General features: G+C 69.1%; 22 protein-coding genes and 1 tRNA gene. 1 reads left to right on the forward strand and 22 read right to left on the reverse strand.

What is annotated here, in order from left to right; all coding sequences use genetic code 11:
- Positions 1 to 11 precede the first annotated feature (11 nt).
- The 20 genes from ACU5AX_RS04285 to ACU5AX_RS04380 form a co-directional block, all read right to left on the reverse strand.
- Complete coding sequence (locus tag ACU5AX_RS04285) at positions 12 to 665, reverse strand: tetratricopeptide repeat protein (RefSeq protein ID WP_446689797.1); 654 nt, start codon at positions 663 to 665, stop codon at positions 12 to 14.
- On the reverse strand, positions 662 to 1,069 hold the full coding sequence (locus ACU5AX_RS04290; RefSeq protein ID WP_446689798.1) for a cytochrome c-type biogenesis protein: 408 nt from the start codon (positions 1,067 to 1,069) through the stop codon (positions 662 to 664). Before ACU5AX_RS04290 ends, ACU5AX_RS04285 begins: the two co-directional genes overlap by 4 nt.
- A complete protein-coding gene (locus ACU5AX_RS04295; protein ID WP_446689799.1) occupies positions 1,066 to 1,593 on the reverse strand; it encodes a DsbE family thiol:disulfide interchange protein in 528 nt (175 codons plus the stop codon). Before ACU5AX_RS04295 ends, ACU5AX_RS04290 begins: the two co-directional genes overlap by 4 nt.
- Positions 1,590 to 3,506: a heme lyase CcmF/NrfE family subunit gene (locus tag ACU5AX_RS04300; RefSeq protein WP_446689800.1), complete on the reverse strand. Its 1,917-nt coding sequence runs from the start codon at positions 3,504 to 3,506 to the stop codon at positions 1,590 to 1,592. The genes ACU5AX_RS04295 and ACU5AX_RS04300 overlap by 4 nt, the downstream gene beginning before the upstream one ends.
- Positions 3,503 to 3,937: a cytochrome c maturation protein CcmE gene (gene ccmE, locus ACU5AX_RS04305; protein WP_446689801.1), complete on the reverse strand. Its 435-nt coding sequence runs from the start codon at positions 3,935 to 3,937 to the stop codon at positions 3,503 to 3,505. The genes ACU5AX_RS04300 and ccmE overlap by 4 nt, the downstream gene beginning before the upstream one ends.
- A 97-nt stretch (positions 3,938 to 4,034) precedes the next feature.
- Positions 4,035 to 4,775, reverse strand: coding sequence for a heme ABC transporter permease CcmC (gene ccmC / locus ACU5AX_RS04310; protein WP_446689802.1), 741 nt, complete (start codon positions 4,773 to 4,775; stop codon positions 4,035 to 4,037).
- Between the two features lie 251 nt (positions 4,776 to 5,026).
- Positions 5,027 to 6,079, reverse strand: a complete 1,053-nt coding sequence (locus ACU5AX_RS04315) for a Leu/Phe/Val dehydrogenase (protein WP_446689803.1) — start codon at positions 6,077 to 6,079, stop codon at positions 5,027 to 5,029.
- Positions 6,080 to 6,183: 104 nt separating this feature from the next.
- Positions 6,184 to 6,260, reverse strand: a tRNA-His gene (locus tag ACU5AX_RS04320).
- A gap of 47 nt (positions 6,261 to 6,307) precedes the next feature.
- On the reverse strand, positions 6,308 to 7,021 hold the full coding sequence (gene gspN, locus ACU5AX_RS04325; protein WP_446689804.1) for a type II secretion system protein N: 714 nt from the start codon (positions 7,019 to 7,021) through the stop codon (positions 6,308 to 6,310).
- On the reverse strand, positions 7,018 to 7,488 hold the full coding sequence (gene gspM / locus ACU5AX_RS04330; protein WP_446689805.1) for a type II secretion system protein GspM: 471 nt from the start codon (positions 7,486 to 7,488) through the stop codon (positions 7,018 to 7,020). Before gspM ends, gspN begins: the two co-directional genes overlap by 4 nt.
- A 46-nt stretch (positions 7,489 to 7,534) precedes the next feature.
- Positions 7,535 to 8,608: a type II secretion system protein GspL gene (gene gspL / locus ACU5AX_RS04335; protein WP_446689806.1), complete on the reverse strand. Its 1,074-nt coding sequence runs from the start codon at positions 8,606 to 8,608 to the stop codon at positions 7,535 to 7,537.
- Positions 8,605 to 9,591, reverse strand: coding sequence for a type II secretion system minor pseudopilin GspK (gene gspK / locus ACU5AX_RS04340; protein ID WP_446689807.1), 987 nt, complete (start codon positions 9,589 to 9,591; stop codon positions 8,605 to 8,607). The genes gspL and gspK overlap by 4 nt, the downstream gene beginning before the upstream one ends.
- On the reverse strand, positions 9,572 to 10,246 hold the full coding sequence (gene gspJ, locus ACU5AX_RS04345) for a type II secretion system minor pseudopilin GspJ (protein WP_446689808.1): 675 nt from the start codon (positions 10,244 to 10,246) through the stop codon (positions 9,572 to 9,574). The genes gspK and gspJ overlap by 20 nt, the downstream gene beginning before the upstream one ends.
- Positions 10,243 to 10,653: a type II secretion system minor pseudopilin GspI gene (gene gspI, locus ACU5AX_RS04350; RefSeq protein ID WP_446689809.1), complete on the reverse strand. Its 411-nt coding sequence runs from the start codon at positions 10,651 to 10,653 to the stop codon at positions 10,243 to 10,245. The genes gspJ and gspI overlap by 4 nt, the downstream gene beginning before the upstream one ends.
- A gap of 80 nt (positions 10,654 to 10,733) precedes the next feature.
- Positions 10,734 to 11,195, reverse strand: coding sequence for a GspH/FimT family pseudopilin (locus ACU5AX_RS04355; RefSeq protein WP_446689810.1), 462 nt, complete (start codon positions 11,193 to 11,195; stop codon positions 10,734 to 10,736).
- A 118-nt stretch (positions 11,196 to 11,313) separates the two neighbouring features.
- Positions 11,314 to 11,754, reverse strand: a complete 441-nt coding sequence (gspG, locus tag ACU5AX_RS04360; RefSeq protein WP_446689811.1) for a type II secretion system major pseudopilin GspG — start codon at positions 11,752 to 11,754, stop codon at positions 11,314 to 11,316.
- Between the two features lie 9 nt (positions 11,755 to 11,763).
- Positions 11,764 to 12,987 carry a type II secretion system inner membrane protein GspF gene (gene gspF / locus ACU5AX_RS04365; RefSeq protein ID WP_446689812.1) on the reverse strand — a complete coding sequence of 408 codons (1,224 nt, stop codon included), beginning with the start codon at positions 12,985 to 12,987 and terminating at the stop codon, positions 11,764 to 11,766.
- A gap of 107 nt (positions 12,988 to 13,094) precedes the next feature.
- A complete protein-coding gene (locus ACU5AX_RS04370; RefSeq protein ID WP_446690466.1) occupies positions 13,095 to 14,570 on the reverse strand; it encodes a GspE/PulE family protein in 1,476 nt (491 codons plus the stop codon).
- Positions 14,571 to 14,838: 268 nt separating this feature from the next.
- The gene (gspD, locus tag ACU5AX_RS04375) at positions 14,839 to 17,076 is read right to left on the reverse strand and encodes a type II secretion system secretin GspD (RefSeq protein ID WP_446689813.1); all 2,238 of its coding nucleotides are present in this window, start codon (positions 17,074 to 17,076) and stop codon (positions 14,839 to 14,841) included.
- Complete coding sequence (locus ACU5AX_RS04380; protein WP_446689814.1) at positions 17,073 to 17,924, reverse strand: type II secretion system protein N; 852 nt, start codon at positions 17,922 to 17,924, stop codon at positions 17,073 to 17,075. The genes gspD and ACU5AX_RS04380 overlap by 4 nt, the downstream gene beginning before the upstream one ends.
- 137 nt (positions 17,925 to 18,061) lie before the next feature.
- On the opposite strand from ACU5AX_RS04380, the gene ACU5AX_RS04385 reads away from it, so the two are divergent.
- The gene (locus tag ACU5AX_RS04385) at positions 18,062 to 18,718 is read left to right on the forward strand and encodes a prolyl hydroxylase family protein (protein ID WP_446689815.1); all 657 of its coding nucleotides are present in this window, start codon (positions 18,062 to 18,064) and stop codon (positions 18,716 to 18,718) included.
- A gap of 43 nt (positions 18,719 to 18,761) precedes the next feature.
- Here ACU5AX_RS04385 and ACU5AX_RS04390 read toward each other — a convergent pair whose 3' ends face one another.
- Positions 18,762 to 21,602: a TonB-dependent receptor domain-containing protein gene (locus tag ACU5AX_RS04390; protein WP_446689816.1), complete on the reverse strand. Its 2,841-nt coding sequence runs from the start codon at positions 21,600 to 21,602 to the stop codon at positions 18,762 to 18,764.
- A gap of 94 nt (positions 21,603 to 21,696) precedes the next feature.
- Positions 21,697 to 23,343: a beta-helix domain-containing protein gene (locus ACU5AX_RS04395; protein WP_446689817.1), complete on the reverse strand. Its 1,647-nt coding sequence runs from the start codon at positions 23,341 to 23,343 to the stop codon at positions 21,697 to 21,699.
- Between the last annotated feature and the right edge of the window lie 36 nt (positions 23,344 to 23,379).

Consider the following 23,379-nt stretch of genomic DNA (forward strand, 5'->3'; position numbering starts at 1 on the left):
GGGTGCAGCGTTCAGCGTTGCGGGGAGGTCACCCCATCCCCCTCCCGCATCGCAATCAGCCGGTCGAGCAGCGCAAGGCGCACCTCGACGTCGCGCCGGTAGGACGCGTCCGCCGGCGTCAGCGCCAGCGCGCGCGCCCAATAGCGACGTGCCCCTTCGAAATTCTCCTCGCGCAGATAGGCGAGGCCAAGGAAGAACGGCGGCGCCGGATGCTGCGGGGATAGGCGCATCGCCTGTTGGAAGGCGAAGAGCGCCGGTGGCGACAGATGGCCGCCGTCATGCGCCGCCATCGCGCTGCCGAGCGCGGTCCACAGCATCAGGCTTTCGGGCACATGCTCGATTCCGCCGAGGATGACTCGCACCGCCGCCTGCGGTTCGCCGGCGCGGGTCATCGCGTCCGCCGCAGTGAGATAGGCGGCATCGGCGGAATAGCGGCCGAGCATACGGTCGCGCAGGTCGAACATTGTCAGGTCGTCGGGCTGAACCAAGGCACGCGGCGTGGCGGGATGCGCCGGCAGCGATGGCCGCCCCTGCATCGCATAGCCGACGCCGGCGAGCATGATCGCCGCGCCGACGCTCGACCACAGCAATCGCGGCAGCCCGATCAGGATCATCGCGCCCGACACGGCGAGCGCCAGCGCCGCGAAGCACAGCCAGCCGATCATCGCGCCCGCCGCCGGAAGCTCGCCTGCGCCACCACCACGCCGACCGCCAGCAAGATCAAAGGTGCCAGCCAGAGCGGCCACGTCGCCGCCCCGAGCGGCGGGTCATAGCTGACATAGTCGCCGTAGCGGGCGATCAGCCAGCGCCGGATCGACCCGGCGCTTTCCCCCGCAGCGATCCGCTGCCGGACCAGCGCGCGCATGTCGCCGGCGATGCTGGCGTCGCTGTCGGCGATCGATTGCCCCTGGCAGACGAGGCAACGGAGCGTCTCCATCAGCGCGCGCGCCTTTGCCTCCTTGGCGGGATCGGCGAGCTGCGTATTGGCGAGCCGCGCCGGCGGGGTCGTCGGATCGGCGAGTGCCGGTGCCGCGACCAGCAGCAGGATCGGCAGGACACGGCGGATCATCGCGCGCTCCGCACCGCTGCGGCGATGCCGTCGACATCTTCGGCGCGGATATCGCCGACATGCTGCAGGACGATCTTGCCCTGTCCGTCGATCACGAATGTCTCCGGCACGCCCGACGAGCCGAGCGCCAGCTGCACCGCGCTCTGCTTGTCGTCGCCGATCCGCTGATAGGGATCGCCGTTGCGGCGCAGGAAGGCGGTCAGCGCGGGCGCCGTGTCGCGGATCGCGACGGCGTCGACCGCGATGCCCATCGCCTTCAGCCGCATCAGCTGCGGCGCCTCGGCGGCACAGGGGATGCACCAGCTGGCGAAGATGTTGAGCAGCCGCGGCTGGCCCTTGCGGAAATCGGCGCTCGATAGGCCGGGCTTGCCGGGCGCGAGCGGCGGCAGCGTGAATGCGGGAAGCGGCTTGCCGACCAGTTGCGACCGGACGGTGCGGTCGGCGGGGCGGATCAGGCCGCTCGCGACGACCGCGAAGAACAGGGCGAAAGCGAGCAGCGGCCCCCACAGCAACGCGCGCCTCATGCCCATGCCTCCCGCATCCGTGCCCGACGCTCACGCCGCCACCGCCCGAACAGCGACAGCGCGCCGCCGAGCGCGACGAGGCCGCCGCCCAGCCAGATCAGCGTGACGAACGGCTTCCACCACAGGCGCAGCTGCCAGCGCCCCTCCCCGTCCGGTTGACCCAGGACGGTATAGAGCTGGCCGTCCCACAATGTCGCGATCGCGCTCTCGCTGGTCGTCGTCGCCGGCGTCGAGAAGAAGCGCGACTGTGGACGGAGCACCAGCCGCTCGTCACCGCGCGTCGCCGACAGGCGCGCCTCCAGCGCCGACCAGCCCTCGCCGACCACCGGCTTGATCCCGTCGAGGCGGACGGTGAACGGCCCGACCCGCGCCGGCTGGCCGACCTCGACCGCGAGCAACGTCTCGCTGGTGAAGGCGGCGTCCGACGCCATGCCGGCGAGACTGACCGCGATACCCAGATGGGCGACCACCATGCCCCAGGTGAACAGCGGCGTGCGCCGCAGGTCACGGCCGACCAGCGGCAGGACGCTGGCGACGGCGAGGCCGGCCGCCAGGGACAGGCCGATCGTCGGCAACAGGGGCACCGGACCGAAGGCGACCAGCGCCGCGGCGGCAAAACAGGTCGCGGCGATCGGCCAGGTCAGCCGGCCGACCAACTGCCCGGCATCGTCGCGCCGCCAGCGGACCAGCGGCCCGACCGCCATGACGACGACCAGCGTCAGCGCGATCGGCCCGGCGGTCTTGTTGAAGAAGGGCGGGCCGACCGACAGCTGCACGCCGAAGCTTGCCGCCACCAGTGGGTAAAGCGTGCCGATCAGCACGATGCCGAGGATCACCGACAGCAGCAGATTGTTGATCACCAGCCCGCCCTCGCGGCTGACCGGATCGAAGGTCGTCCCCGCACGCACCTTGCCGATCCGCGCGCCGAACAGCGCCAGCGCGCCGCCGATATAGAGGGCGAGCAGCACCAGGATGAAGGTGCCGCGACGCGGGTCGACGGCAAAGGCATGGACGCTGGTCAGGATGCCGGACCGGACCAGGAAGGTGCCGATCATCGACATCGAAAAGGCGACCACCGCCAGCATCACCGTCCAGGCGCGCAGGCCGTCGCGCGTCGCCAGCACGCTGACCGAATGGAGCAGCGCCGTCGCCGCGAGCCACGGCATCAGCGAGGCATTCTCCACCGGGTCCCAGAACCACCAGCCGCCCCAGCCGAGCTCGTAATAGGCCCAATAGCTGCCCGCGGTGATGCCGAGCGTCAGGAAGATCCAGGCCGCGAGCACCCAGGGCCGCATCGCCCGGGCGAACACCGGTCCGACCTGCCCGGTGACCAGCGCGCCGACCGCGAAGGAGAAAGCGACGGAGATTCCGACATAGCCGAGGTAGAGCGTCGGGGGATGGAAGGCGAGGCCGGGGTCCTGCAGCAACGGATTGAGGCCGAGGCCGTCGGGCGGCGCCGGGCTGACCCGGTCGAACGGATTGGAGGAGAAGAGCAGAAAGGCGTAGAACCCCAGCGCCAGCGCCGCCTGCGCACCGAGCGTCGCCACCAATGTGCGCGCGTCGAGCCGCCGCTCGACCAGCGCCACCGCGCCGCCGGCGAGACCGAGGATCGCCACCCACAGCAGCATCGACCCTTCGTGATTGCCCCACGCGCCGGCGAATTTGTACAGCCACGGCTTGGACGAATGGCTGTTCTCGACGACGACGCGCACCGACATGTCGGAGGCGAGGAAGACGCCGATCAACGCCGCCATCGCGGCGATCGCCAGCGCGCCCTGCGCGATCGCCACCGGGCGGACGCCGGCGATCACCGCCTCCCGACCCCGCGCTACGCCGGCGGCCGCGAGCATCAGCTGCAGCAGCGCGAGCGCGGCGGCGAGCCACAGCGCGGCGAGGCCGGTCTCGGCGATCATTTCTCCAGCGTCTTGGTTTCGTGCATCGCGCCCGCCACCTGCGGCGGCATGTATTTCTCGTCATGCTTGGCGAGCAGATTGGTCGCGGTGAAGCTGCCGTCCGGATTGAAATGCCCCTCCGCGACAACGCCCGAGCGTTCGCGGAACAGATCGGGCGTGATGCCGGCGAAGGTGACGGGGGTGGTCGCCTGGCCGTCGCCGACGACGAAGCGCACCGTCACGCCATCGGGCGCGCGCCGGATCGATCCTGCCTGCACCATGCCGCCGAGCCGTACCGCGCGGCCGAGCGGCAGGCCGTCGCGCTTCGCATCGGAGGGCGAGTAGAAGAAGCTCGCCTGATCCTTCAGCGCCGACATGGCGAGCAGCGCCGCGGCGACGATCGCCGCGACCGCCAGGATCGCGAGGGTCAGGCGCTGGTTCTTCGGCGTCATTTCTCGGCCCGGCGCATCGCGATCCAGCTGGCGAGCACAAGCGCGCCCGCGCCGGCGAGCGTCACGGCATAAGCGGCGGCGACGAACGGCCAGGGGTTCATGCGCGCGCCATCCGGCGCAGCCGCGCCTCCGCCTTGATGCACGCGAGCTCGGCGCGCATCCGCATCAGCACGATGCCGGCGAACAGCAGGGAGAAGCCCGTCACGGTAAAGCCCAGCGGCCAAAGGATCGACGGCGCGATGGTCGATCCGGTGACGCTGATCGACGGCCCCTGATGCAAGGTGTTCCACCACACCACCGAATAGCGAATCACCGGCAGCAGCACGGTGCCGCCGATACCGTAAAGCGCCGGGATGCGCCCGTCGCCGCCACGCTCCGCATCGGCGCGGGCGAGCGCCATATAGCCGCAATAGACGAAGAACAGCAGCAGCATCGAGGTCAGCCGTCCGTCCCACTGCCACCACGTGCCCCAGGTCGGCCGGCCCCAGATCGAACCGGTGACGAGGCACAGCGCCGCGAAGGTCGCGCCCGGCAGCGCGATCGCCCGCGCGGCGACCTGCGCCAGCGGGTGCCGCCAGACGAGAAAGGCGATGCTGGCGATCGCGAGGCCGCTCCAGCCACCCATGCCGAGCCAGGCCGCGGGGACGTGGATGTAGAGAATGCGCACCGTCTCGCCCTGCAGATAGTCGGGCGGGGTCTGCGTCAGGCCGGCCCAGCAGCCGATCGCGGTCAACATGATCCCGACGAGCGTCAGCAGCGGCGTCAGCGGCCGCGCAAGGCGCAGAAAACGCGCAGGGTTCGCAAGGGCGTGGAGGCTCGGCACGGTGGTGCCGGTCATAGGGGGGAAAGCCGCACCCGCCAAGCGCAGCAATGAGCGAGAGCGACGCAGAACTGTTGCTCGGGAGAGGCAGGCCTGAATTCACGTCCCGTCATGCCGGACTTGTTCCGGCATCCACCTTTGTCCAGACAACGCAGCGTGGGGTTCGCAGCATGGTGGACCCCGGAACCAGTCCGGGGTGACGGCTCGTTAAAGCGGACGAGCAGCGTGAAGACCGGAGCGCGCGCTGATCCCCACTTGGCGCCGCGCGCTCACCCCCGCCCGATCAGCCGCTGCGCAATCGTATCGGCGACCTCCGCCGCCGGGCGGCCCGTGCGGTCGCTTTCGTCCCACACTTCGTTGAGACGCGCAGGAATCTTGTCGATCCGCGCCATCACCTCGGCCTCGTCGCCTTGGCCGAGATATTCGAGGCCGACGTTGATGATGCCGCCCGCGTTGATGACGTAATCGGGCGCATAGAGGATGCCGCGCTCGTGCAGCCGGTCGTAATCCTCGCGCGTCGCCAGCTGGTTGTTGGCGCCGCCGGCGACGACCTTCGCAGTCAGCGTCGGGATCGTCGCCTCGGTCAGGATCGCGCCCAAAGCATTGGGGCTGAAGATATCCGCCTCGACGCCCAGGATCGTCCCCGCCGCGACCGCGTCCGCGCCGAGTTCCGCCGCCAGCGCCTGCGCCCGCGCCGCGTCGACGTCGGCCAGCGTCAGCCTGGCGCCGTCCGCGGCGAGTAGGCGGGCGAGGCCGCCGCCGACCGAGCCGACGCCCTGGATTGCGACATGCACGCCCTTCATGTCGGTGGCGCCGAGACCGCGCGCCGCCGCCGCCTTGACGCCGAGATAGACGCCGCGCGCGGTGTACGGGCCGGGATCGCCGCCGGCCGCGCCGCTGGCGACGGGCAGGCCGGAGACGTACTTCGTCTCGCCAGCGATCACCTTCATCCGCGCTTCCGACATGCCGACATCCTCGGCGGTGACGTAGCGGCCGCCAAGCGATTCGACCGCGCGGCCGAACGCCTTCAGCTGCGCCTCGCTGATCACCGCGCCCGGCTTGTCGGCGAGGATCACGCCCTTGCCGCCGCCCAGCGCCAGGTTCGCCATCGCATTCTTGAAGCTCATGCCGCGCGACAGGCGCAGCGCGTCGGTCACCGCCTGATCGCCCGCCGCATAATGCCAGAAGCGCGCGCCGCCCGCCGCCGGCCCGAGATGCGTCGAGTGGACCGCAACCACCGCTCGCAGCCCCGAATCGGGGTCGGTGAAGGCGTGGACGCCCTCGTGATCGTCGAAATCCGGAAGATCCCACACCGAGGTCATGTCCTGCTCCACTGCATTATACGGATGTTGCGAAGCCGAGTAATATTCTTTCCCGGCCAGCTTGACCAGATATTTCGGCTATGCCGCTACAAAGCTGAGGAAAGTGGGGCGACCGACGGGACTTGAACCCGCAACTTCCGGCATCACAAGCCGGCGCTCTAACCAATTGAACTACGGTCGCCGCGAAGACGCGTGCCCCTAAGCGGGAGGCGGCGCTTCGTCAAGCTATCAGAAGCTGCCTTGGATCGAAAGCCGCCACGCATTGCCCGACTGGACGAAGCCCGCCTCGGCCAGTCGCGCCGCCGCCGTGGGATCGGTGGGCGTGATGCGCAATGCCGCAGTGTAGCGGCCCTGGCCGGTGATGCGCAGATCGACGCCCTCGCCGCCCGACTGACTGGCGAGCGGCAGCAGCAGCTGGCCCGCGTCGCAACGCGCGTTGCCGGACAACTCGGTCGGCAACGGCACGCCGGCAGCGTCGCCGACCAGCAGCGCCCGCACCCGCCCCTCTGCCCGGTCGCAGGTGTCGTCGGTGAAATGGACGGTGACCCCGTCGAGGATCAGCGTCGTCACCGGCAAGGGCGCGAAGACGCGTCCGGTCGGCAGCGTCGCGGTGACGTCCTCGACCCCGCGGCGATGGCGGCTGAGCGTGATCGCGCCCCGCACCGCGCCGAGGTCGTCCTCCAGCCCGACGCGGGCGCGACCGATCAGCAGCGCCAGCGGCGACAGGTCGGCGTGGAGCGAGCCCAAAGCGAGATCGCCGAACCGCGCTTCGTTGAGCCGTCCGTCCCAGACGGAGCCGGTCACGGTGCGCGCGCTGAAGCCCTGGTCGCCGAGGCCGATCCAGCCGAGCGCCAGCCGCATCGGCAGGAAGACGAGCAGCGCCACGACGAGCAAGGCACCGAACAGGACGCCCGGACCGGTGGCGAGACGCAGCCGCCTCACGACGTGCGCGCCCGTACGGTGAGATCAGCGGCGACGCTGCCGTCGCCATTGTCGCGCCAGGTCGCGGATTCGATCAGCAACCCGCTCGACTCCAGCCGGGCGAGCCAGCGCGACAGCGCCGCAGGCCGCGCCGCCTGGATCGTCGCATGGACACGCCCGCCGCTCTGTTCGTCGAGTGTGGCGAGGACGAAGCCGGCCGATTCGGCCTGGGCGCGCAATGCGTCCGCCGGCGTGCCGGTCAGCGGCACCCGGCGGCCGGCGCCGTGAATCGCGTCGACCGCGCGTTCCGTTTCGGCGAAGCGGACGACGGCATCGGCGTGCCGCTCGCGTGCGCTCGACAGGCCGTCGCGCACCGGACGGACGATCCCCGCCCAGACGATCGTCAGGGCGGCGAGGCCGACCATCACGAGCAGCAGCCGCTTCTCACGCAGCGAGCGACTGTCGAACCAGGCGCGCAAACCCGTCATCGCGTAACGATCCTCTGATAAATTGGGCGGGAGGAGACAGTCACCCTCACCGCCGCGTGACCGTCATCTCGCCGGTCACCCGGCCGTTGGCCGACTGGAAGGTGCCGGCGTTGACCGTGAAGCCGGCCCGTTCGAGCGATCGCTTGAGGTCGGTGGGCAGGGATTCGCGAGCCGCAGCGACCGACAGTCGCAAATCGCCATTGGCCTGGAAGTCGAGCCCGGTCAGTTCCGTTCCCGGTGTGGCACGTACCGCGGCGTAGGCGGCGGCGACGGTGGTCGTGAAGCCCAGCCCCGGCCCGCGCACCGCATTCAGCCGCTCGGTCAGCTGCCGGTCGACATCCGTCACCGTCTCGCCGCGCGCCAGGCCGGTACGCCCGAGCGCCTCGGCCCGCGCTTCCAGCGCATCGGCGCCGAAACTGTATTTGCCGATCCGCACCAGATCGATCGCCAGCGTGACGAGCAACACCGCCGCCGCCATCACCGCGAGCCGGCGGACATGCGCCCAGTCGATACCGATGCGGCGGCGGCGTGCGAACGGCCCCTGGCGCAGGTCGAGCGGCGGCGCGGCGGCGACACGCGCCAGCCAGCCGTCGAGCAACAGGTCGTCGAGCAGCTCGACCGGCGCATCGCCGACGACGAGGTCGGTGACCATGCCTTCATCGGCGAAACCGGTGGCGCGCCCGCGGATCAACGGCAGGCCGGCGATTTCGGCCCGGACATAGCCGTCCTCCGGTCGCGGCAGCAGCAGCGGCGCGGGGACCATGGCGATCGGATCGACACCCTGCACCGCCAGATCGGCGAGCCAGCCCGCCATCACGCCGCGGTCCACCACGGCGATCGGCCGATCCCCCTCACCCTCGTCGCCGACTGCGACGTGCAATTCGGCGACGGGCGTCGCGGTCGCTTCGGCGACAAGCAGCCGCGCCGCCGCCACCGCCTGCGCAGGCGAGCGGACGGGCAGCGTCGCCCAATGCAGCGTCACCGATTCGGGTGGTGCCACCGCGACGACCGCATCGTCGCCGATCGGCACCCCCTGCCCCGCAAGGACGCTATCGTCGTCGGCGAAGCGGAGCCAGCGCAGGCCGAGGTCGGCGGACGGGAGAAAGAGGAGCGTCGTCATAGGTCATCGCCCCATTGCCGCGCGACGAGCCGCGCGGGAAGCCGGTTCGCATCGATCAATGCACGTTCCTTGATCCGTGCCTGCCCCTGGACGACGTCGATGGCGAGCGCGAACCAGGTCGTCTTGACCGCAAATTGTCCGCTCGCGGTGCTCACCGTCCCATTGCCGGAGGCGAGATTGAGGAACGCCGTGGCATCGGCGAACCCGGCAGGCGGCCGGCGCATGATCATCGACCGCGCCGCCTCGACCGACAGCGTGTCGGGAAACAGCATTGCCACCAGCGGCGCCTGTTCGGGCGTCAGCGTGTTGACGTTGAGCGTCGTCGGCTGTGCCTTGGGCAAGGTGCAGATCCAGGGGCGCAGCTTGGCGTAGATGTCGGGCGTGACGCCGTTGACCGCGCGCAGCTCACTGGGATCGGCCATCAGCGTGCCGGCGGTCCGATAGGAAATCTCCTTGCCGAGATAGACCACGTCCTCGGCGCCGCCCGGAAGCGGGTTTTGGTCGCTGTCGATCCAGTCGGTGGCCGCAGCGGCGATCCCCTCCCCCGCCTGCGACGGGATGCCGAGCAGCCGCATCAGCCGGACGAACTGGACGCGCTGCTCGAAATATTCGGCGTAGAGACCGGGCCCGGCGGCGCGGACCAGACTGTTGAGGTTGAAGCAATTGCCGCCGTCGCGGACGCGTGCGATTGCGCTGCCGCCGCCCGGCAGCGGCAGGGGGATCGGCCGGTCGCTCCACCCCCCGGCCAGCGTCACCCGGTCGCCGGCCTGACCGAGGAGATCGGTCACGCGCGTCGCCGCCAACACTTCGGCCGCGCGGGCATAGGCGCGGGCCTGCTCACCGTCGGCGGCATTGCCGGCAAGTCGGGTCGACAGACGCAAATGCTCCAGCGCCATCGCCGCCATGACGGCGATCACGGCCACCAGCATCAGCACGGTGAGCAAGGCCGCACCGCGTTCGGGATCAGAAGCGGCGCGACGCATCGGCGGCTCCCCCGGGCGGCGGCTGACTGGTTGCGACCGGCGGCGGCGCATAGCCGGTGCCGACCAGGACGACGAGACGCAGCGCCGTGCCGTTATCGCGGCGAATGACGAGTTCGGCCGCCTGCGGCAGGGCGGCACCCTGGGTGCCGTCCCATCGGTCGCTCCATGCCCCGCGCAAACGGTAGCGCGCGCCGAGGCCGGCGACATGGTTGAGCAACGCGACTGGTGGCAGCGGGGCGGCACCGTCGATCATCGGATAGGCGATCCGCTGCAACGTGCCGCCCTCGACGCGATAGGCGACCTTCTGCGCGCTGGCGCGCGGCGCCGCGTCGATATTCGCCCAGCCGGTGCGCACGAAGCGGAGCTGACCATCGGCGGTGCCGGTGAACGCCGGCAGCATCTGTCCGCCCTCGTCACGCGCCGGCCGATCCACCGCCTGGCCGAGGTCGCCCGCGATCAGCGCGAGCGTGCGGTTGACGGCGGAGACGTCGTCGAGCCGGGCCGAAGTCGCCGCCTGCGCCCGCACGCTGAACGACAGGATCGCGACGCCGGCGGCGGCGATCATGCCGAAGATCAGCAAGGCGATCATCACCTCGACTAGCGTGAAGCCCGCTTCAGGGTCTGTCCCAGTCGGGCTGCGACAGTCGGCGCTCATGGCTGGTCGTCCGGCGGACGTACCGCGGTGGCGCGGCCGATGGGCACGCCGCGCCGGTCGGCGACGGCGACGTCGATGCGGACGATGCGGGCGTTGCCGGTCGGCCGCACGTCGCGCACCCACCGCCATGCGCGACCGGCGTTGTTTTCCACCCCAGCGCTGCGTCCGAGCGTCGGCACGCGTCCTTCGGTCAACGCCTCGTTGGCGACATTGCGCGCGACCAGATTGGCAACCAACGTATCGTCGAGGATCGTCGCGCCGCGGATGGTGGCGCTCTCCAACCGTACGAGGGCGAGCACGGCCAGGCTGAACACCGCCAGCGCCACCATGATCTCGATCAGGGTGAAGCCCTGCTCGCCCGCCCCCGCCCTGTCCCGACGACGGCGGCGCTTCGGCATGGCGCGCATCCGGAGCGCGATCGCCCCGTCGGCCTGCCCCGGTTTCCGCAGTGCCGGCGGTGACGATGCTGGACGGGGCGCGCGACGCATCACCCCGCCACCCGCACGCTACCGTCGGCCGCCATGTCGATCACCGCTCGCGCCTGACCGCGGCTGAGCACGAGCTGGGCAGGACGGTCGGCGAGCCCCGTCGGATCGAAGGTCACGCGCAACCGCCCGCCGGTCGCGCCGTCGATCCGCGCCAGCGTCCCGTCGTTCCAGCGGGTCACGCGCAGCGGCTTGTCCGCCATCGGTAGCCACGCACCCTCGACCCGGCGGTCGAAGCCATAGCCAGCGGGGGTGATCCACAGGCTGACCGCCCGCCCCTCGACGATCGCCGCATCGTGCGCGGCGCGCGCGCGCAGGCTGAACCGCGCCGCCTCGTCCGCCAACCGGCCGCGCGGGTCGGGCATGGCGAACATCGCGACCGACGCGGCCAGCGCGATCACCACGACGACGACCATCAGTTCGACCAAAGTGAAGCCGTGTTCGGCGGAACGCGATATGGGCATGAAGCCGTGTTCGGCGGAACCCGATATGGGCGTGAAGCCGTGTTCGGCGGAACGACGCGCGCGCAAAGCGCCATGACCGGCGCCGCGCCGCACGCGGACTACGCCAGGGTCGGCGTCATCACTGCCAGGAGCCGATATCGGCATCGATCCCCTCGCCGCCTTCCTTGCCGTCGGCGCCATAGGTCCAGACGTCCGCCTCGCCATGCTGGCCGGGCGAGGCATAATTATAGGGGCGCCCCCAAGGATCGTTGGGCAGCTTCTTGAGATAGCCGCCGCGTTGGTACCGCGAGGCGTCGACGCCGGCGGGCGCGGTGACCAACGCCTGCAGCCCCTGCGTCGTCGTCGGGAAGGTCGACATCTGCAGACGGTACAGTTCCAGCCCGCCCTCGATCTGACTGATGTCGGCCTTGGCCTTTTCCACCCGCGCCTTGTCGCCGGACGGCAGCACGTTGAGCGCGACGATGGTGGCGAGCAGGCCGATGATGACGATGACGACCATCAGCTCGACCAGCGTGAAACCGGCTTCGCGCTTCCGGCGCTTCTGGGAATCGGGACGCATATTACTTCCTCATTGTCCCGCCAGCGTGTTGAGCTGGAGGATCGGCAACAGGATGGATAGCACGATGGTGGCGACGATGCCGCCCATCACGACGATGATCGCCGGTTCGAGCAGCGACAGCGCGGTGGCGGTGAACCGATCGAACTCGCGCTCCAGATAGTCGGCGGCACGCTCGAGCATCTCGTCGAGTCGTCCCGCCGCCTCGCCACTCGCGGCAAGATAGGTCAGCAGCGGCGGAAAGACGCCCGATCGGCGCATCGCCGCCGACAGGCTGCCGCCTCCGCGTATCGCATCGACGATCTCATCGCTGGCGAGGCGGAGCCGGCGGTTGTGGATAGTCGAGGCGGTGAGCGCCAGCCCCTCGAGCAGCGGCAGGCGGCTGGCGACCATCGTTCCCAGCGTCCGCGCCATGCGGGCGGCATGCAGGTCGCGCAACAGCCGGCCGAGCAGCGGGATGCGGAGGAGGCGCGTGTCGAAGGCGAGGCGCAGGGTTGGATCGCGCAAGGCGAACCAGATGCCGGCGGCGATCGCCGCGGCGACCAGCGCCATCAGCCACCACCAGCCGACCAGCAGGTCCGACACGGCGATGACGATCCGCGTCAGCAGCGGTAGCTGCTGGCCGACCGTGTCGAACTGTTCGACCACCTGCGGCACGACGAACATCATCAGCGCGGTGACGACGCCGAGCGCGACCACCGCAAGAATGGTCGGATAGGCGAGCGCGGTGATCAGCTTGCCGCGGATCTCCGCCTGCCGCTCCAGCAGGGCCGCGAGCCGATCGAGGATGGTGGGCAGGCTGCCCGAGCTTTCGCCGGCGGCAACCATCGCACGGTACAGCGGTGGAAAGCTCTTCGGCTCGCGCGCCATCGAATCGGCCAGCCGCCGTCCCTCCACGACACCCGCATGGACCGCGGCGACGATGCCGCGCACGCTGTCCTGCTCGGTCTGGCGGGTGATCGTCCGCAGCGACTCCTCCAGCGGCGACACGCGGTTGAGCGTCGCCAGCTGTCGGGTGAACAGGGTCAGCTGCTTGCCGCTCATCCTTGGCCGGCCGAGCTGCAGGCCGAACAGCGGGCGCGACTTGGTCGCCGGCGCGGTACCGGGCTCGATACGGACGACGAACAGCCGCCGGCGGTCGAGCGACGCGCGCGCGGCGTCGAGGTCGGGCGCCGCGACGTGGCCGCGCTGCTCGGCGCCGCGGGTGTCGATCGCGACATAGTCGAAGTCAGCCATGGGTGCGAGCCGCCCTCACCCTTCCCACTCGCCTACGGCGAGCGGGCACCTTCCCTCTCCCACCGGGAGAGGGAGGGAGCGGCAAAGCCGCGGAAGGGTGAGGATGACTAACCATCCACCGCATCCGCATCGCGGCGCGTCACGCGCACTGCTTCCTCCGCCGTGGTCAGCCCTGCCTTGACCAGCGCCTTGGCCGACTGCGTCAGGCTGGGGCTGTTCTGGAAGGCGTGGGCGGCGATCGCGGCTTCGTCGCCGCCATCGTTGATCAGGCGGCGGATCGTCTCGTCGACGCGCACCCCCTCGAACACGCCGATCCGGCCGCGATAGCCGGTGTGGTTGCAGCGCTCGCAGCCGACCGCTTCGAACACCGTCTTGCCCGGTTTGATGCCGAGCAGCGGCGCGACGCCGTGGCCGGCCCGCGCCGGCCGCCGGCAATGCTCGCACAGCCGCCGCACCAGCCGCTGCGCGATCACCGCGCGCAGCGTCGAGGCGAGCAGGAACGGCTCCACCTTCATGTCGCGCATCCGCGTAATCGCGCCCACCGCGTCGTTGGTATGCACCGTCGACAGCACGAGATGGCCCGTCAGCGACGCCTGCACCGCAATTTCCGCCGTCTCGCGATCGCGGATTTCGCCGACCATCACCACGTCGGGATCCTGCCGCAGGATCGCGCGCAGGCCCGCGGCAAAGGTCAGGCCGACCTTGGCATTGACCTGCGTCTGGCCGACGCCCTCGACGGCATATTCGACCGGATCCTCGACGGTCAGGATATTGCGGCTGCCGTCGTTGAGCAGGCGCAACGACGCGTAGAGCGTCGTCGTCTTGCCCGAGCCGGTCGGACCGGTGACGAGGATGATCCCGTTCGGCTCGGCCAAAGCATGGCGGAGCAGGCCGAACATCTGTTCGTCCATGCCCAATGCGTCGAGATCGATGCCCGCATTCTCCTTGTCGAGGATACGCAGCACGACGCGTTCGCCCGCCCGGCTCGGCAGCGTCGAAACACGCACGTCGAGCAGCTTGCCTCCCAACGTCAGGCCCATGCGCCCGTCCTGCGGCACACGCCGCTCGGCGATGTCGAGCCGCGCCATCACCTTGATGCGGCTGACCACGACCGGCGCGACGTGCGGGGGCATCCGCAACGTCTCGCGAAGCACGCCGTCGATCCGCATGCGTACGACCAGGCCCGTCTCATAAGGCTCGATATGGATGTCCGACACGCCATTGCGGGCGGCATCGGCGATGATGCCATTGATGAGGCGGATCGCGGGTGCGTCGTCGGCGGTGTCGAGCAGGTCCTCCGCGGTGGGCAACCCTTCCGCGAGCATGTCGAGTTCGTCACCCATGCCGACCGCCGCCATCGCCGTCGCCTGTCCATCCATGGCGTAAGCGTCGGAAAGCAGCCGGTCGAACGTGGGCGGCGCGACGGTCGCAACGGTGAACGGCCGTGCGAGATAGCGCCGCACCTCGATCAGCGCACGCGGGTCCGCCCCCTCGCGCAGCGCGACCGCGGGCGGCGCGTCGGGCACGTGCGGTTGCAGCACGACGCCATGCCGCCGCGCGAAGGCATAGGGTATGGTGACCATCGGCACTGCGACGGGATCGGTCGGGGCATGGTCGTCGCGCAACGGAGCGTCAGGGAACACACCCTCCGCCGGCCCTTCAAGCAGGCGGGAGGGGAGTTGGTCGGCGGCGTCGCCGGGCCGGATTATGGGGTCGCTCATCACAGCCCGCCGGTCATCCCCGCGCAGGCGGGGATCCAGAGACGCTGACGTCGCGGCTCTTGCCGACCGTTGGCGTGTCGGCATGCCCGCCTGCGCGGGGATGACGCCAGGGCAGGCCAAGCCTGGCCGCTCACCGCCGCTTCTCCGGCCGCACTGTCTTGGTCGTCACGCTGGTCTGCACCGGCACAGCGATGCGCGGGTCCTCGATATTGCCCGGGATCGGCGCTGAGGGAATGGGGGGAGCCGCACCCAGATAGTCGCGGACGAGCTGGTCGATGCTGGGTTCCTCACCGGGGGTCTGAAGCCCCTGCTGAAGGCGCAGATAGCCGTAGCGCTGCTCCGCCAGCGCGCGGCTGTCCTGGGGCGTGCGCAGGATCTTGGGCCGGATGAAGATCATCAAATTGGTCTTGGTGCGCGACTTCGCCTTCGACTTGAACAGATTGCCGATCACCGGAATGTCGCCGAGCAGCGGGATCTTCTCAATCGTACGCCGCTCCTCGTCGCTGAGCAGTCCGCCCATCACCGCGATCTGCCCATCGTCAACGGTCAGCGTCGTCTCCACCTGACGCTTGTTGAGGATCAGGTCGCTGTTGTCGTTCGACACCGGCCCCGCGATCGAGCTGACCTCCAGGCGCAGATGCAGCTTGATCGAACCCGAGGAATTGACCTGCGGCCGCGCGGTCAGTTCGATGCCGACATTCTCGCGCTGCGTAGTGCGGAAGGTGTTGTCGAAATTGTTCGACAGCGCTTGGCCGGTGGTGATCGGAATCTCCTGACCGACCAAGCTGTACGCGTCCTGATTGTCGATGGTGACGAGGTGCGGCACCTGCAGCAGGTTCGACGTCGTGTCGCTCTTCACCGCATTGATGATCGCACCGAAGATGGTGTCGCCGATCTGTCCGCCGAAACCGCCGAAGCCGCCCGACGAGCCGATGATCGAGCTGATCGCACTCTGCGTCAGCTGATCGGAGGCGCTGGACGCCGTCGTCACCGTCGTTGTCACGCCGTTGGCGATCGTCGTCGTGGAGGTGCTGCCGAGTTCGCGCGCGCCGATCGCGCCGGCGATCTGAAGGATATTGGGCGCCGAGTTGGAGAAGGTCGAGGCGGCGAACGCCCCGCCCGACGGATTGGCGAGGATGAACTGCGCGCCGAGCCGATTGACTGTGGCGTCGGACACCTCCGCGATGATGCCCTCGATGACCACCTGTTCACGGCGCGTGTCGAGCTGGCGCACCACTTCGGACAACTGGCGCTGGATGTCGGCGGGCGCGGCGATGACGATCGCATTGGCACCCTGGAAGCGGGTGACCACTGCGGCGGTCCGGCCACCCTGCGTGGTGATGGCGGGCTGACCGGTGCCGTTGCCCCCGGTGTTCGTCGATACCTGCGCGACGAGCGGCTGGGACAGCGACGGGCTGCTGGTCTGGCCCGTCACGCCGTTGGCACCGCTGCCGCTGCTGCTGAGCCCCGAGCCGGGCCGTGAGAATTGCGATGGCTGCGGCTGATCGGGCGTCTGGCCGACGAGCTGTTGCAGAACCGGTAGCAATTGCGCGGCATCGGCATTTTCGAGGAAGACGACCTTGATCTCGGTGCCGTTCTTCGCCTTCTGGTCGAGGTCGGCCGCGACCGCGGCGAGCCGCGCGACGGTCGAGGCATCGCCGCGGATGATGACGCTGTTCGAGCTGTCGACCGAGACCACCGAGGTGCCGACGGCACCCTGCCCCGTGCCGCCGGTGCCGCCCTGCCCGCCGGTCGCCGCGCCCGAGAGCCCCTGCAACGCCGCCGCGATCTCCTTGGCACTGGCATTCTTCAACGCGATGACGCGCGTCGTCGCGGTGTCGGCATCAACCCGGCGCAGGACTTCGCGGATGCGGCGGATATTGTCGGCAAAATCGACGATGACGAGGCTGTTGGCGCCCCGATTGGCGCTGACCGACCCTTGCGCGCTGACCAACGGCCGCACCGTCTCGATCGCCTGTTGCGCGTCGACCGCGCGCAGTCGGACGATCTCGGTCACCAGGCTGTTGCGATTGGCGCCGGCCAGGCCGACGCGGCTCGGCTGCGACGCAGCATTGTCGATCGGCTGGACGCGGAAGGCGCCGTTGCCGGTCGGCACCGCGACCAGTCCGTTGGCGCGCAGCGTCGACAGGAACGCCTCGAAATATTCGGAGCGGCTGAGCGGCCGGTCCGTGACCACCGTCACCTTGCCCTGCACCCGGCTGTCGATGATGAAGGTGCGCCCGGTCACCTTCGCCGCATCGGCGATGAAGGCACGAATGTCCGCGTCGCGCACGTTGAGCGTGGTCTGCGCGAGCAGCGCGGTCGGCGCGGCGAGCGCGAGAGCGGAAGCGAGGAAGACAGTCTTCATGATGCGGGTGCGACCGTGATGGCGAGGGGCAACGTCTGCGTGCCGCGCTCGACGGTGATGGGAATGTTGCCGCCGCGCGCGAAATCGGCGGCGACACGATCGATGTCCTGGGGTCCCGTCACCGGGCGGCCGCCGATCGCGGTGACGACGTCGCCCTCGCGCAGGCCGGCCGCGCGGAACAGCGCGCCGGTGCCCTGCGGCCGGACGACGAGACCGGACAGGCGCCCCGCGTCGATGCGCGGAATGAAGCCGATCTCGTTGCGCAACTGCCCCGCCTGGATCGCCGGAGGAGCCGCTGGGGCACCGATGCCCGCAGGCGGCGGACCGGAGCTGGCCGGGGTGCCGATCTGGGCTGGCGCGCCCGTCGACGGCGCATCGGCTTGGGTTAAAAACAAATCCTCCGCTGCCCCGCCGCGATCGATCGTGATGTGATCGAAGGCGACCGACTGCAGCTTGACGCCAGGCTGAATGTCCTCGCCAACGGAGATGCTCTTCTGGACGCCGTCGGGACCAGCGACGATTGCCGACCCGCGCCCCGATGCCTCGTCAACACGGATGCCGAACAGCGTCAGCTGCAGCGCGGTCACCGTCGCCGGCGCCGCCGCGCCGCCGCCCAGGCGAAAGAACGGATCGAAACTCGCCAGCACGTCCGCCGGCGCGCCCGGCACCATGAGTTCCGCCGGACGCCAATCGCCAAGCGGTGTCACCGGCGTCGCTAGCGTCCAGACGAACCGCGCGGTCTGCACCGCCAATCCGGCGAGCAACGCGAGTTCGGCAACGGAATAGACATTGACGACGGGCAGACGCCTGAACAGGCGGCGCGTGCGCGCGTCGAACTTTAAACGCATAAGGTTTCCCGGTCCCGAACCCTCGCCGTTAGGCATGCCATGTTACGTCGATGCGTCATAGTCCTCATCGCGACGAAACATGCGCAAGCAATGACGCACGGTTTGGCGGCGCCGCCGTAACGCGGTACGACAAGGGCATGGCTACGCAATCCCCGCCCGGCGCCGGCGTCGATCCCCGGCCGATCGCCGCCCATATCCTGTCGCACCCCGGCGTACAGAAGGTGCCCAGTCCCAAGCTCGATCTGTTCGTGGCGCGTGCCTTCCTGCCGGCCGATCTGTGCGCGGCGCTGATCACCCGGATCGACGCCGTGCGTCGCCCTTCGACGATCGCCGATCCCAATGGCGACAGCGCCTTCCGCACCAGCGAGACGGGTGACCTTGCCGCGACTTTGCCCGAGGTTCAGGACGTCGAGACGCGCCTTGCCATCTTCACCGGGCTGGACCCGGCGCACGGCGAGCCGTTGCAGGGACAACGCTATGCGGTGGGTCAGGAGTTCAAAGGCCATACCGACTATTTTGACCCGGACGGCGTCGATTTCGCGCGATACTGCGCGATAGCGGGCAACCGGACATGGACGGTGATGGTCTATCTCAACACGCCTGACGCCGGCGGCGCGACGCGGTTCAAGGCGGTCGACAAGACGATCCAGCCCGAGACCGGCAAACTGGTCGCCTGGAGCAACCGCCGTGCCGACGGCTCGCTCAACCCCGCCACCCTGCATCAGGGCATGAAGGTGCGCGCCGGCGTCAAATATGTGATCACCAAATGGTATCGGGAACGACCCTGGGGCTGATCGCACCCATTCCTCCCCGCTTGGCGGGGAGGATCATTGGCCCCTAAAACGTCGTGCTCACCCCGAGCGAGAACACACGGCCGAGGTTGTAGCGGTTGATGAACACCTCGCGGCCGTTGTCGAACGTCTGGCTCTCGCGATAGCGGGTGCGCGTCAGGTTGCGCGCCTCCGCCTTGAGCTCCCACTTGCCGCCGCCAAGGTCAAAGCCCTGGCGCATCACCATGTCGAGGCGGATGCCGGGATGTTCGACGATGTCGGGCTGGAACGCGTTGCCGCCTAGCAGCGACGGGCCGCGGTTGGTGACGCGGTCGCTGGCATAGTTGAACAGCAACGTGATTTGCGACAGCGAGGCGGTGTCCTCCAGCCCGACCTGGACGTTGACCAGATGGTCCGACTGACCGGTCAGCGGCGCGCCGTCGCGGAACAGCTTCGAGGCGAGGTTGAAGCCGGCGAGACAGCCGTTGACCGGCTGCGCACCCGGTGAAACGTCCGGGACACAGGTGTCGTTCGCGGTGATTTTCGACTTGGTATAGGTGTAGTTGGCGATGAACAGCGCGCGCCGGGTCGCGAAGAAGTCGCCGCCGAACACGTCCGCCAGCTTGACATATTTCTGCAGCTCGACCTCGCCGCCCCACAAGGTCGCCTTGGGCAGATAGGTGAAACCGGTCTGCAGCCGGTCGTCGGCTCCGGTGTAGAAGCCGACTTGCTCGATCGGACGATCGATCCGCTTGTAAAAACCCGCGGCGGTGACGCGCTGGTCGCGCGCAAAGAACCATTCGTAGCGCGCTTCGAGATTGTACAATTCGGAGTCGCGCAGCGCGGTATTGCCGAAGAACAGGCGATCGGAATCGGGATCGCGGAATTGCTGCGGCGCGAGCTCGCGGAACTGCGGGCGCGAGATCGTCTTGGCGAAGCTGGCACGCAGCTGCTGGTCCTGCGCGAAATTCCAGGTCAGCGTCGCGGCCGGCAGGAAATAATCGTTCTTCAGCCGCGTCGTCGCGCTCTTCACCGGCGTCACGCGCTCGTCACCGGTCTCGTAGCGCAGGCCGATCACCGCGCGCAGGCCGTCGAGCGCCTCCGCCTCCGCCTGCACGTAACCGGCATGGACGTCGAGCGACGCGTCGTAGCGATAGGCGCCGAGCGGCGTGTTGAACTGCAACTGGATCGTGCACGGAATCGTGTTCGCCGTCTGCGGACAGGCGTTGTTGATGACGTCCGGGCTCAGCAGATAGTCGGGGCGGTAGAGGTTGTAGGGATATTGCGGCGCAGTGCCGCCGCCCAGCGACGTCTGGTAGTTGAACTGGAGCCGCGACGAGGTGCGGTCCGTACCCTGGTAGAAATAGCCCGTGGACAGCGTGATCGGACGGTCGGCGTCAATCCGGTAGGAGGCATCCGCCTGCCCCGTCCACAGGTCCTCATTGAGTTCGCTGAAGATGATCGATGCGAAGGGCGTGAAGCGCTGCGTCACCTGATAGGCGCCGTCGCACTGGTAGCCGTCCGCCTGCTGTCCGCCGTCGCTGGTGATCGGCAGTCCGGTGGTGGTGCGGTTCGAGCAGAGATAGTCGAACTGCCGCTCGTACGGCGCATTGCGCTTCGAATTGGCGTAGGCGCCGCGCGCGTCGAGCTTGAATGCGTCGGTGATCTTGAACTCGCCAACCAGCTGGCTTTCGATCAGCTGGCGTTCGAACCAGCTGGTGTTCTGCTGGAAGCGCAGGCCCGACGGGTTGTTGTACAAGGTCGCCGCAGACCCGCGCGCCTGCTTCAGCGTGTCGTGGATATAGACATTGGTCCAGCGGATGGTGTTCTCGCCGAACTCGTAGCCAAGACCGATCAGCGCATTCGCCACCGCGCGATTGTCGGTGATCAGCGTACGAAAGTCGTTGCGCAGCGTGCCATCGGCGCTGACGCTGTCCTGCTGAGTGGTCAGGCGGGTGCGCCAGGTATTGCTGGCGCTGAGCGAGGCGATGACGCCGAGGCGCGAGCCGCCGAGGTCATAGACCGAGCCGCCGCTGATCTCTGCCGACCAATTCGCCGGCAGCTGGTTGTTGCGCTGGAGCAAGGTGGTCGACGCGTTGCTGAGCTGCGCGACCTGCGCCGCCGGGATCAGGCCCGATCCGTCCGGCGCGTTGCGGATGAAGGCCGGCACTTTGCGCGCGCCATCGTCATAGCCGATCCAGTCCGCGCCGCCGCCGTAATAGGTGTAGCCGAGCTCGCTGGTCGTCGCGTCGTCCGCCGCGATGCTGGCGCCGCCCGAGATGAAGTTCTTGTCGGGAATCGCCTTGGTGGTCAGGTTGATGACGCCGCCGCCGAATTCGCCAGGATAGTTTACCGAATAGGTCTTTTGAACCAAGGCCGAGCCGACGATCGTCGTCGGGAAGATGTCGAGCGGCACCGACCGGCGCAGCGGCTCCGGCGAGGGCAGCGGCGAACCATTGAGCAGCGACGAGGAATAGCGGTCGCCGAGACCGCGGACGTAGACGAAGCCGCCGCCGACCACCGATAGGCCGGTGACGCGGGTCAGCGCGCCCGCGATATCGCCCTCGCCTGTCCGCGCGATGTCGGCGCTCGACAGGACGGAGACGATCTGCGCGGTGGCGCGCACCGTGTTGGGAATGTTGCGGCCGACGACGACGATGTCGCCGAGATCGGGGGTGCCGCCGGGCACGGATACTTCGACCTGCTCCTGGTCCACCGCGGGATCGGCCGGCGCCTGATCCTGTGCCGTGCCGGTGGTGGAGGTGGTCGCAGGTGCGCTCTGTGCAGGCGGGGGCGTTGCCGGCGTCGGCGAGCCGGCGCCTCCGGCGGTCTGCGCCAGCACCGCCGGCGCCGTTAGAGTGGAAGACAGGAGAAGAAGCGAGGCGAAGGCGAGCCGCTGCTGGCGCATGACCGTGGTTTCCCGGTGCAAGGGGTCTTCAAACAGGCATCCGGGGCAGCGCTGCCGCCGCCCCGGACACCGCGTCGTCGAGGCGTAAGGCGCCTCAGCGGCCGTTGCAGGCGAAGTAGACCGAGTTGAACGACGGCGGACCGAAGTCCTGCAGCACGCTGTCCGCCGGGCGCACCGTCGTGCGGCCACCGCTGGTCTGTTCGCCGGCGATGATGTTGACGCAGGCGACGCTCGACGGCGTCTTCACCACGCCGTTGATGAAGCGCATGTCCGACCCGCCGCGCTGGCGGATCGCCGCCGGCGCGAGCGCGGTCTGGATGAAGGTGAAGTTGGCGTAGGTCGCAAAGGTGCGCGGCAGCAGGTCCTCGGCGTTGTTCGAGTCGATCTCGGTCGAGAAGCTATCGGCGGTCGCGCCGAGCACGCGCTGGGCGGCGACGATGAACTGCATGAAGCCGCGATAGCCATTGTCGATGTCGAAGCCGTCATCGTCGGCGCCGGTCACCGCGAAATATTTGATGTTGGTGGCGCCGCCGAACATCTCGACGCCGTCGTCGGCCGAATTGTGGCTCTGGACGTGGTCGATGATCGTGCCCGAGCCGGTGCCGCCGAGGGTCAGGCCCTGCAGCTCGTTGCCGTCACTGATCGCGATGCCCGAATAGCGGATCTGGACATAGGACATCTGACCCGAGGAATCGGTCGCGGTGGGGCCGCCGTAGAAACGGCCGGTGACGCCCTCGATCGCCTGTTCACAGGTCGTCGACGATCCGGCGGCGTTGTTCGGGCCGGTGCCCTGGCGGCAGACGCCGGTCGGCGCGCGGCCGAGCAGGATGATCCCGCCCCACTGGCCCTGCGTCGCGTCGGACACGCCGTTGGCCGACAAATTCTGCTGCGAGGTGAAGATGATCGGCGCGGTGGCGGTGCCGACCGCCTGGATCCGCGAGCCGCGGTTGACCAGCAGCAGGTCATTGGTCGATTCATTGGCGTTGGCGAAGATCACCACGCCCGGCTCGATCGTCAGCGTCACGCCCGAATTTGTACCAGTGGTGCCGACGTCGGAGCCGACCTCGGTCTGACCGGTGAATCGATAGGCGATACCGGGGATGCGCGGCAGCGTCAGGCTGGTGGTGATCGCCTGCGGGATGTCGCAGACCTTGAAGCCGCCGACGGTGGCGACATTGGCGCTGCCGGTGGTGGTGCCGGTCGGCGTCGCCGTGCCGGTCGGGCACGTCGCGCCCGATGCCAGCGTGCCGACCGCGGGCACCGCGGTGCAGCGCGCGCCGCTGCCGCCGAATTCGGCGGAAGTCGAGTTGCAGGTCCAGCCCTGGAAGCTGGTGTCGCTCGGCCCGTTGAACGCGCCGACGTAGTTGGTCGAGGTGAAGAAGCTGTTGATCGTCGACGGATCGGTCGCGGTGGCGAGCGAGGTCGCGCTGACCGGATAGACGCCGTTGATCGTGCTGCCGGTGCCGTTGACGTTGTTGTTGGTGCCGGTGTTGACGATCGCGAGCTGTTCGTCGGCGGTGACGGAGATGCCGTTGACCGCCGTGACCGCCGCGAATTGCGCGGCGGTGATCGCCGCGCTCGGTGCCGGGGTCGGCGAAGGCGTCGGGGTCGGCGCCGGCTGGATGATGGTGACGCTGCCGGCGCCCGGCGAAGCGACATTGTCGGCACCGCCGCAGCTCGCCAGCGCGGCAGCGGCCGTCGTGATCATCAGGAAATTGCCGAAGCGCGTCTTGCTCGCCATGATCGATAGCTCCCGGGTCGTATGTCGTTGATGGGC

It is taken from the genome of Sphingomonas benefaciens (assembly GCF_052907485.1).